We start from the raw sequence: 9135 nt of genomic DNA, 5'->3' as shown, positions 1-9135 counted from the left end.
CTCGACGCCGCCGCCGCCGACCTCGCGGCGGGCGCGACCGGCGCCGCCGACCGCTACGCCGCCGAGCTGGAGGCCGCCACCGCCCTGGACGCCTGGGACGCCGAGCGCGGCGTCGACGTCGCCCTGCAGGCCCTGGGCGCCTGCACCGACCGCTCGCGGGAGCTGGGCGCCCTCTCCGTCGGGCAGCGCCACCGGGTGCACCTGGCGTGCCTGCTGGGCGCCCCGCACGACCTGCTGCTGCTGGACGAGCCGACGAACCACCTGGACGCCGACGGGCTGGCGTTCCTCACCGACCGGTTGCGCGCCCACCCCGGCGGCCTGGCCCTCGTCAGCCACGACCGGGCCCTGCTGCGCGACGTCGCCGTGGAGTTCTGCGACCTGGACCCCACCCGCGACGGGCACGCGCGCCTGTACGCCGGCGGCTACGACGCCTGGCAGGAGGGCCGCCGGCGCGACCGGGAGCGGTGGGTGCAGGACGTCGACGCGCAGCAGGCCGAGCACCGCCGGCTGACGAGCGCGGTGGAGCAGGCCCGCGACCGCCTCGGCACGGGCTGGCGCCCGGGCAAGGGCAGCGGCAGGCACCAGCGCCAGTCCCGGGCCCCGGGCGTCGTGCAGGCGCTGAACCGGGAGCGGGAGGCGCTGGCGGCGCACCGGGTCACCGTGCCCGAGCCGCCACCGGTGCTGCGCTGGCCGCAGCCGGCCACCCGGCCGGGCGCGGCGCTGCTGGAGGCCCGCGACGTCCGGGTCCCCGGGCGCCTGGCGCACCCCGTCTCGCTGGTCCTCGACGGCGGGGACCGGCTGGTGGTCACGGGCGCGAACGGGGCGGGCAAGTCCACGCTGCTGTCCGTGCTGGCCGGCCTGCTGCGGCCCGGCGGCGGCGCCGTCCACCGCTCGCCGTCGGCACGCGTGGCGCTGGTCGCGCAGGAGGTTCCCGGATGGCCGCCCGGCGCCACCGCCCGGCAGGTGCACGAGCAGCACGTCGGCCGGCTCGTCGCGGCGGGCCTGCTGCGCGAGGAGGACGTGGTGCCGCTGAGCGCGACGGGGCTGCTGGACGAGGAGGCGCTGCGCACCCCCGTGCAGCGGATGTCCTCCGGTCAGCAGCGGCGCCTGGACCTCGCGGTGCAGCTGGCCGCCCGGCCCGACGTGCTGCTGCTCGACGAGCCGACCAACCACCTGTCGGCGGCGCTGGTCGACGAGCTCACCGCGGTGCTGCAGGCCACGGTCGCGGCCGTCGTCGTCACCACCCACGACCGCCGGCTGCTCGCCGACCTCGGTGGGTGGCCCCGGCTGCACCTGGGCCTGCCGCCGGCGGGGCGGTGAGCGGGTGGGCGGTGAGGGGGTGGGTCGCGGGAGCCAGCCGCTCGAACGCCCAGCAGGAGGCGGCCAGCAGGGCCAGGCCCGCGACCACCCACCACGGGTGGGTGATGACCGCCTCCTCCGCGCCCGCCAGCGGGTTGGCCAGCAGGCCGAGCCGCTCGACGGCCCAGCCGCAGGCGGCGACCAGCGCCACGACGGCACCGGCCACGCGCAGCGCGGGGTACGCGCAGGTGCGGGAGGCCAGGTGCAGGGAGGGCAGCAGCAGCGCGACGGTGACCAGCTGGGCCAGCTCCACGCCGACGTTGAAGGCCAGCAGCGCCGGCAGCGACGTCGACCCGTCCAGGCCGAGGTCGGTGAGGATGCCGGCGAAGGCCAGGCCGTGGACCAGGCCGAAGGCACCGGCGATGACGACCTCGCCGCGGTGGGCCAGCGGGCGGATCGCGTGCACCGCGGCCACCCCCACCGAGGCGGCGATGAGGACCTCCACCGGCGCGCCGGGCACCGACACCCACCCCAGCGCGGCGGCGACGAGCGTCAGGGAGTGCCCCGCGGTGAACGCGGTGACGACCCGCACGACGTCGCGGGTCGTGGCGACGACGCCGTCGCCGCGCCGCCAGCGCCCCCGGACCGCGGCGAGCGGGGCCACCAGGAGCAGCGCGGCGAGGAACAGCAGGTGGTCGGCCCCCTCCAGGACGTGGTGGTAGCCGTAACCGATCATGTCCACCAGGCCCGTGCCGGCCCGGCTGTCGGCGGCGCCGATCTGCAGGCTGGTGTCGGCGGCGTCGAGCACGCCGGCGGTGGAGATCTCCCCCGCGGCGTCGGTCAGCACGACGACGGCCTCGTGCGAGGGGTCGGCCTCGGTGATCGCGTCGTAGGTGATCGTGAAGCTCGACGGGTCCGCGCCGGCGGTGTCCAGGGCGACGTCGACGCTGAAGGACTCGATGCCCTCGACGGACTCGCGCACCGGGTCGGACCAGGTCTCCGCCCACGTCGTGCCGTCGGCCCCGGTGACCGCGAGGTGCTCGTCGAGGTAGGCGATCACGTCCGCGGCGTACCCGTCGACGCCGGTGGTCGTGGTGGCGTGGTCGGTGCCCAGCACCTCGTCGAGGGTCTCGAGCGCGACGCTGACGGTGACCGTGGCCGAGTCCTGGCCCACCTGCACCGACAGGGTGCTGCTGTCGAGGCTGTGCGCCTGCGCGGCAGCGGGTGCGCCGAGCACCAGGGCGGCGGTCAGGGCACCGGTCGCGGCGAGCGCGCGGCGTCGGGAGGCGGTCATGGCTCCGAGGGTGCGCGGCGATCCTGTGGACCGGCCCTGCACCGGCTGTGCGGTGGGGCGCCCGGCCCCGGCCCCGGCTCCGGCCCGCGGGCCTCACAGCAGGCCCACACGGATCACACCGACGCGTCGCAGGTACCCCGCCCACCGTGGTGCCCGACCACCACACGACCGACCCTCCGAGGGGAACCCCGTGAAGATCCGCAAGACCATCGCCGGCCTCGTGCTCCTGAGCACCTTCTCGCTGGCCGCGTGCGGTGGCACGAGCACCGGCGCGACCAGCTCCACCGCCGTCGCCACGACCGCCGCGTCCGGCACCACCGCGACGGACACCTCCGCGGACGGCTCGGGCACCACCACCACCGCCGCCGGGGGCGGTGCGCGCGGCGGCGGCCCCGGTGGCGGTGTCGACGTCAGCTCGGTGTCCACCGAGGAGCAGCTGGTCGCCCTGGTCCAGGAGGCCTACGGCGACGGCGGCCTCGGCCTGCACCGCGGCCACCAGCCCGTGGAGGACGTGCTCGACGAGGTCCTGTCGATCAGCCACGACGAGCTCCACGTCCGCATGGAGGCCGGTCAGAACCTGGCCGCCGTGGCCACCGACCTCGGGATCGACCCGCAGACCCTCGTCGACGCCCTGGTGGAGTCCTGGAGCCCCGCCATCGACACCCTGCTCGCCGCCGGGACCATCACCGAGGCCGAGGCCGAGCAGTACCGGCAGGCGCTGGAGGAGGCGTTCACCTTCCGCGTCACCTGGGACGGCGAGCAGGCCACCCCGACGTTCGCGGGCCTGTCCGGCTGACCGCACCCGGCCGGGCGCGGTCAGCCGGACGGGCCGCGCCCCGGCGGGCGCGTCGTCAGCCGTCGGTGGCGGGGCGCCCGAACCGGGCGGTGCAGTGCCAGACGCGTTTGAGGGTCTGCCCGTCGGCGAGGCCCTCGCGGACCGCCTCGCCGATGACCCGGGCGTCGAGGACGCCGTCGCGGGCGATGCCGGTGGCGGCGTCGACGACCTCCGGGCCGCGGTAGCCGGGGTGCGCGGCGACGTCGGCGACCGCGGCGCGGAAGCCGTGGTGCCACCGCACCGGCACGCCGAGCAGGTGCGCGTCGGCCTCGACGTCGGTGCCGCGGAAGCAGGGGTCGAGCACGAGGGCCTCGACGTCGCGGTCGAAGCGGACACCGCCGTGGACGTGGGCCTCGACGTAGTCGTCCAGCGGATCGCGCGCGCCGGCGTCCTCGTCGGCGAGGTGGGTCAGGCGGCAGCGGTCGGCGGTGCCCACGTCGACGGGTTCGAAGACGCTGTCGGGGTAGCAGAACGTGGTGCGCGCCAGGGTGGCCGCGCCGAGGAGCAGGTGCGCGGAGCCGAACCTGGGCGAGCCGCCGGCGGGCCGGCGCCGGTGGTTCAGCGAACCGTAGACGGGGCGCGCCGCGGGCGGGGCGCCGTCGTAGGCGCCGCCGAAGAGGCGGCTCTCCCAGCGCCGGCGGTCCCCGCCGGGGTGGCAGCTCACCAGGCCGTTGCTCGTGCCGGTCTCGAACTGGGAGCGGTAGCGGCCGTCGGCGGCCATCGCGCGCAGGATCGGCGCGGTGCCCCCTGCCCGGCGGCGCACGAGGCGGTCGGGGTGGAAGTGCACCGTCACCCGCCACGACGGCTCCAGCGGCCCCCCGGCGGCGAGGCCGCGCACGTGCGCCACCGCGGCGGCGGCCTCCGGGCCCACCGGAGCGCCTCAGTCGCGCCCGGGCCGCCACAGCACGAGGGCGCGCGACCGAGCCGGCGAGGGCGGCCGGCGCCCCACCGCGGTCGCCACGATGTCCCCCGCCGACCCGGCGGCGAACACCCGCCCGGCGGTCTGCCGCAGCCGGTGCAGCTCCTGCAGCAGCAGCTCGGCGCGGTCGCTGAGCACCTCGACCTGCTTCTCCAGCTCCATGATCCGCTTGATGCCGGCGAGGTTCACGCCGTCCTCCTGCGACAGCCGCTGCACCTCGCGCAGCCGGGCGATGTCGCGCGCGGAGTAGCGCCGGCCCCGGCCGGGGGCGCGCTGCGGTGAGACGAGGCCCAGCCGGTCGTACTGCCGCAGCGTCTGCGGGTGCATCCCGGCCAGCTCGGCCGCGACCGAGATGACGAACACGGGCGCGTCGTCGTCGTGCACGCCTCCTCCTCCCACGTCCTCACCGGTGGGGACGGGCCCGGGTCCCCCCGGTCGCCCCCGGGGTGCAGCACCGGGGGGACCCGTGCGGGTCCCCCCGGTCGCCCCGAGCCGTTCAGCCCGCCGCGCGCTCCGCGAGCCCCGCGCGGGGGTCCTCACCCTTCGTGGCCTCGGCGAACGCCTCGACGGCCGCCTTCGCGTCCGGTTCGAGGCGGTCGGGCACGACGACCTCCACGGTGACCAGCAGGTCCCCGCGGCTGTCGTCCTGCCGGCCCCGCTTGGCGCCGTGCCCGCGCACCCGCAGCGAGCGCCCCGACGGGGTGCCCGGCGCGATCCGCACCCGCACGCCGGTGCCGTCGATCGTCGGCACCTCCACCGTGGCGCCCAGGGCGGCCTCGGCGAACGTGATGGGCAGGGTCATCCGCAGGTCGTCGCCGTCGCGGCGGTACACCGGGTGCGGCTCGACGGAGACGGTGACGAGCAGGTCCCCCGCCGGTGCGCCGCCCGGGCCAGGCAGGCCCTTGCCGCGCAACCGGACCCGCTGCCCGTCGCGGACGCCCAGCGGCAGCCGCGCCGAGACGGTGCGGGCCGGGCCGCCGCGGGGGTCGGGCACGCGCAGGTTCACCGTCGCGCCGGCCAGGGCGTCGCGGAAGCCGACCCGCGCCGTCGCGTCGAGGTCGGTGCCCCGGGTGGGCGCCTGGCCGTAGCCGGTGGAGGGCGGGAACCCGCCGGCCTGGCCGAAGAGCCCGCCGAGCAGGTCCTCGAACCCGGGCCCCGGGGTGCCGCCGCCGGGCGTGCCGAAACGCACCCGGGACCCCGCGCCGCCGCCACCGGCGGCCTGGCCGAAGAGCCCGCCGAGCAGGTCCTCGAACCCCGCGCCGCCGGCGCCGGCCCCCGGGCCGCCGGCGGTGAAGCGGGCACCGCCGCCGAGCATCGCCCGGATGCCGTCGTACTGGCGGCGCTGCTCGGGGTCGGAGAGGACGGCGTACGCCTCCCCGACCTCCTTGAACCTGCGCTCGGCCGCGGCGTCACCGGGGTTGGCGTCGGGGTGCAGCTCCCGCGCCCGCTTGCGGTACGCCTTCTTGATGGTGGCGGCGTCGGCGTCGTGGGGGACGCCGAGCACGTCGTAGAAGTCCTTCTCGGCCCAGTCCTGCATGCTCACCGGCGTCCCCCCTCCCCGCGTCCCGCCGCCCCGGCCGTCACTGCGGGTCGGCCACCGCGACGCGGGCCGGGCGCAGGACGCGCTCGCCGAAGCGGTAGCCGGGCTGCAGGATCTGCGTGCACGTGGCCACCTCGACGTCGTCGGAGTGGGCGTGCATGAGCGCCTCGTGCACGGCCGGGTCGAACGGCTCGCCGTTCTCGCCGTAGCGCACCAGCCCGAACCGGCCCAGCGTCGCCTCCAGCTTGTCCGCGATCGCCGCGAACGGACCGGTGAGGTCGCCGTGCTGGCGGGCCAGGTGCACGTCGTCGAGGACGGGCAGCAGGGCCTCGGCGACGCTGGACAGCGCCGCGTCGCGGGCGACGTCGCGGTCGCGGTCCACCCGGCGGCGGTAGTTGACGTACTCCGCCTGCAGCCGCTGCAGGTCCTCCAGCCGCTCGGCGGCCAGCGTCTGCGCGGCGAGCAGGTCGGAGGCGGCCGCCTCGGTGGCGGCGGTCACGTCCGCCGGGTAGGAGGGCAGCGAGCCCTCCCCGCCGGCCGCCGCGTCCTGCGCCGCGGCCGGCTCCTGCCGGGGCATGCCGGTCTCCGGGTCGATGCGGCGGCGGTCCCGGACGACGGGGCCGCTCGCCTCGTCCCGCTCGTCGCGGGCGGTGTCCTCCGGCATCACTTGTCCTTCTCGTCGTCGACGACCTCGGCGTCCACCACGTCGTCGTCGGCGGCGGGCTTGGTGAAGTCGGGCCCGCTCGAGGCGCCGGCGTCGGTCCCGGTGCCCTCGCTGCCGGCGGCGGCGTACATCGCCGAGCCGAGCTTCTGGCTGGCCTGCGCCACGGCCTCGGTGCCGGCCTTGATCGCGTCGGTGTCGGTGCCGGCCAGCGCGGTCTTCAGGTCCGCCAGGGCGGAGTCGACCTCGGTGCGGCCGTCGGCGGGCAGCTTGTCCTCGTTGTCCTTGAGGAACTTCTCCGTCTGGTACACGAGGCTCTCGGCCTGGTTGCGGGCCTCGGCGTCCTCGCGGCGCTGCTTGTCCTCGTTGGCGTGCGCCTCGGCGTCCTTCACCATGCGCTCGATGTCCTCCTTGGACAGCGCGCTGCCGCCCGAGATGGTCATCGACTGCTCCTTGCCGGTGCCGCGGTCCTTGGCGTTGACGTGCACGATGCCGTTGGCGTCGATGTCGAAGGTGACCTCGATCTGCGGCACGCCGCGCGGGGCGGGGGCGATGCCGGTCAGCTCGAAGGTGCCCAGCGGCTTGTTGTCGCGGGCCAGCTCGCGCTCGCCCTGGAACACCTGGATGAGCACGCTCGGCTGGTTGTCGTCGGCGGTGGTGAAGACCTCGCTGCGCTTGGTCGGGATGGCCGTGTTGCGCTCGATGAGCTTGGTCATGATCCCGCCCTTGGTCTCGATGCCGAGGGACAGCGGGGTCACGTCGATGAGCAGCACGTCCTTGCGCTCGCCCTTGAGGACGCCGGCCTGCAGGGCGGCGCCGACGGCGACGACCTCGTCCGGGTTGACGCCCTTGTTGGGCTCGCGACCGCCGGTCAGCTCCTTGACGACCTCGGCGACGGCGGGCATGCGGGTGGAGCCACCCACGAGCACGACGTGGTCGATGTCCTTGATGGAGACGTCGGCGTCCTTGATGACCTGGTGGAACGGCGCCTTGGTGCGGTCGAGCAGGTCGGAGGTGAGCTGCTCGAACTGCGCGCGGGTGAGCTGCTCGTCGAGGTGGACGGGGCCGTTCTCCGTCATCGACAGGTACTGCAGCGAGATGCCGGTGGCGGTGGAGCTGGACAGCTCCTTCTTGGCCTGCTCGGCGGCCTCGCGCAGGCGCTGCATGGCGATCTTGTCCTTGGACAGGTCCATGCCGGTGCTGCCCTTGACCTTCTGCAGCAGGTGGTCCACGACGCGCTGGTCCCAGTCGTCGCCGCCCAGGTGGTTGTCGCCGGAGGTGGCGCGCACCTGGATGGTGGAGAAGCCGTCCTCGTCCTTGCCGACCTCCAGGAGGGACACGTCGAACGTGCCGCCGCCGAGGTCGAAGACGAGGATGAGCTCGTCCTCCTTGCCCTTGTCCAGGCCGTAGGCCAGCGCCGCGGCGGTGGGCTCGTTGATGATGCGCAGGACGTTGAGGCCCGCGATCTTCCCGGCCTCGGTGGTGGCCTGGCGCTGGGCGTCGTTGAAGTAGGCGGGGACCGTGATGACGGCGTCGGTCACGGACTCGCCGAGGTAGCTCTCCGCGTCCCGCTTGAGCTTCTGCAGGATGCGGGCGCTGATCTCCTGCGGCGTGTAGTCCTTGCCGTCGATGCCCTGCTTCCAGTCGGTGCCGATGTGGCGCTTGACGGAGCGGATCGTGCGGTCGACGTTCGTGACGGCCTGGCGCTTGGCGATCTCGCCGACGAGGACCTCGCCGCTCTTGGCGAAGGCCACGACCGAGGGGGTGGTGCGCCCGCCCTCGGCGTTGGCGATGACCGTCGGCTCGCCGCCCTCCAGGACGGAGACGACGGAGTTGGTGGTGCCGAGGTCGATGCCGACGGCTCGTGCCATGGAGGTGCTCCTTCTGCGACGTTGGCGATCGGGCGGCCGCTCGGGCCGCGGGCAGAACCCTTGAGCGGATCTGGCTCAAGTCTCCACGCGGTGCCCGAGCTGTCAAGCCGGGACCGGCGACCTTGAGCCGGCGTCGCTCAAGTCAACGACCGGTCCCCGCCGGGTGTTCCCGCCCGTCCCCGCTCCTCCTCGTGCGGAGAGGGGGTGGCCGAGGGTCGCGCGGCACGAGTTCTCACTCTGCGTAGACAGGTAGTAGACAGAGTGTTGCCACGCTGGCTATGGTGTATCCAGTGGGCGGTCCCCTGCCCGCTCGACACCCGCACAGCGGTCCGACACCCGCCCCGCCGCGGGCACACCGCCGCGGTGGGCGTCGACGTCGAGGAACACGGTGCGCCGCGACGGCCAGGGGTCGCCGGTCGCGATGAGCACCGCGCGGCCCGCGCCGACGTCAGCGATGACGGATGGAGATGATCAATTGCTCGGCAAGAAGTTCGGGGCCGCCCTCGGTGTCTCGGCCCTGCTGCTCACCGCGTGCGGCGGCGACGACGCCGCCCAGGACCCCGACGAGAAGGGCACCGTCGGCATCGCCATGCCGACCAGGTCCTCCGAGCGGTGGGTCAACGACGGCGCGAACATGGTGGAGCAGTTCGAGGCCGCCGGCTACGAGGCGCAGCTGCAGTACGCCGAGGACGACATCTCCGTGCAGGTCAACCAGA

Annotated in this window: 8 protein-coding genes and 1 pseudogene; 3 read left to right on the top strand and 6 right to left on the bottom strand. The window is 75.4% G+C overall.

What is annotated here, in order from left to right; genetic code table 11:
- The coding region (locus tag ABEB16_RS12340) for an ATP-binding cassette domain-containing protein (RefSeq protein ID WP_345712543.1) at positions 1 to 1320 on the top strand (1320 nt) is incomplete at its 5' end.
- Here ABEB16_RS12340 and ABEB16_RS12335 read toward each other — a convergent pair.
- Positions 1238 to 2593 (bottom strand): HupE/UreJ family protein, encoded by a 1356-nt coding sequence (locus ABEB16_RS12335; RefSeq protein ID WP_345712542.1) that lies wholly within the window; start codon positions 2591 to 2593, stop codon positions 1238 to 1240. The two genes, ABEB16_RS12340 and ABEB16_RS12335, sit on opposite strands and share 83 nt — an antisense overlap.
- A 190-nt stretch (positions 2594 to 2783) precedes the next feature.
- Between ABEB16_RS12335 and ABEB16_RS12330 the strand changes: the two genes are divergently transcribed.
- Entirely contained in the window at positions 2784 to 3389 is a 606-nt protein-coding gene (locus tag ABEB16_RS12330; RefSeq protein ID WP_345712541.1) for a hypothetical protein, read from the top strand.
- 55 nt (positions 3390 to 3444) lie between these two features.
- Here ABEB16_RS12330 and ABEB16_RS12325 read toward each other — a convergent pair whose 3' ends face one another.
- The 5 genes from ABEB16_RS12325 to dnaK all read right to left on the bottom strand — a co-directional run bounded on the left by ABEB16_RS12325 (position 3445) and on the right by dnaK (position 8419).
- Positions 3445 to 4299, bottom strand: coding sequence for a DUF3626 domain-containing protein (locus ABEB16_RS12325; protein ID WP_425560181.1), 855 nt, complete (start codon positions 4297 to 4299; stop codon positions 3445 to 3447).
- A gap of 9 nt (positions 4300 to 4308) precedes the next feature.
- Positions 4309 to 4731 (bottom strand): heat shock protein transcriptional repressor HspR, encoded by a 423-nt coding sequence (locus ABEB16_RS12320; RefSeq protein WP_345712540.1) that lies wholly within the window; start codon positions 4729 to 4731, stop codon positions 4309 to 4311.
- Between the two features lie 112 nt (positions 4732 to 4843).
- Complete coding sequence (locus ABEB16_RS12315; protein ID WP_345712539.1) at positions 4844 to 5890, bottom strand: DnaJ C-terminal domain-containing protein; 1047 nt, start codon at positions 5888 to 5890, stop codon at positions 4844 to 4846.
- A 37-nt stretch (positions 5891 to 5927) separates the two neighbouring features.
- On the bottom strand, positions 5928 to 6551 hold the full coding sequence (gene grpE, locus ABEB16_RS12310; protein WP_345712538.1) for a nucleotide exchange factor GrpE: 624 nt from the start codon (positions 6549 to 6551) through the stop codon (positions 5928 to 5930).
- Positions 6551 to 8419, bottom strand: a complete 1869-nt coding sequence (dnaK, locus tag ABEB16_RS12305; protein WP_345712537.1) for a molecular chaperone DnaK — start codon at positions 8417 to 8419, stop codon at positions 6551 to 6553. Before dnaK ends, grpE begins: the two co-directional genes overlap by 1 nt.
- Before the next feature lie 454 nt (positions 8420 to 8873).
- Here dnaK and ABEB16_RS12300 point away from each other — a divergent pair.
- Positions 8874 to 9135 (top strand): annotated as a pseudogene (locus tag ABEB16_RS12300) (hypothetical protein); the annotation flags it as partial.

It is taken from the genome of Kineococcus glutinatus (genome assembly GCF_039542765.1).
Lineage (GTDB): Bacteria > Actinomycetota > Actinomycetes > Actinomycetales > Kineococcaceae > Kineococcus_A > Kineococcus_A glutinatus.
The sequence above is the reverse complement of the archived record's forward strand: the minus strand, read 5'-3'. Positions and strand labels throughout refer to the sequence as shown.

Excerpts from the sequence above, each read along its gene's own strand:
- dnaK (WP_345712537.1), bottom strand. The coding sequence starts at position 8,419 with ATGGCACGAGCCGTCGGCATCGACCTCGGCACCACCAACTCCGTCGTC.
- ABEB16_RS12335 (WP_345712542.1), bottom strand. The coding sequence starts at position 2,593 with ATGACCGCCTCCCGACGCCGCGCGCTCGCCGCGACCGGTGCCCTGACC.
- grpE (WP_345712538.1), bottom strand. The coding sequence starts at position 6,551 with ATGCCGGAGGACACCGCCCGCGACGAGCGGGACGAGGCGAGCGGCCCC.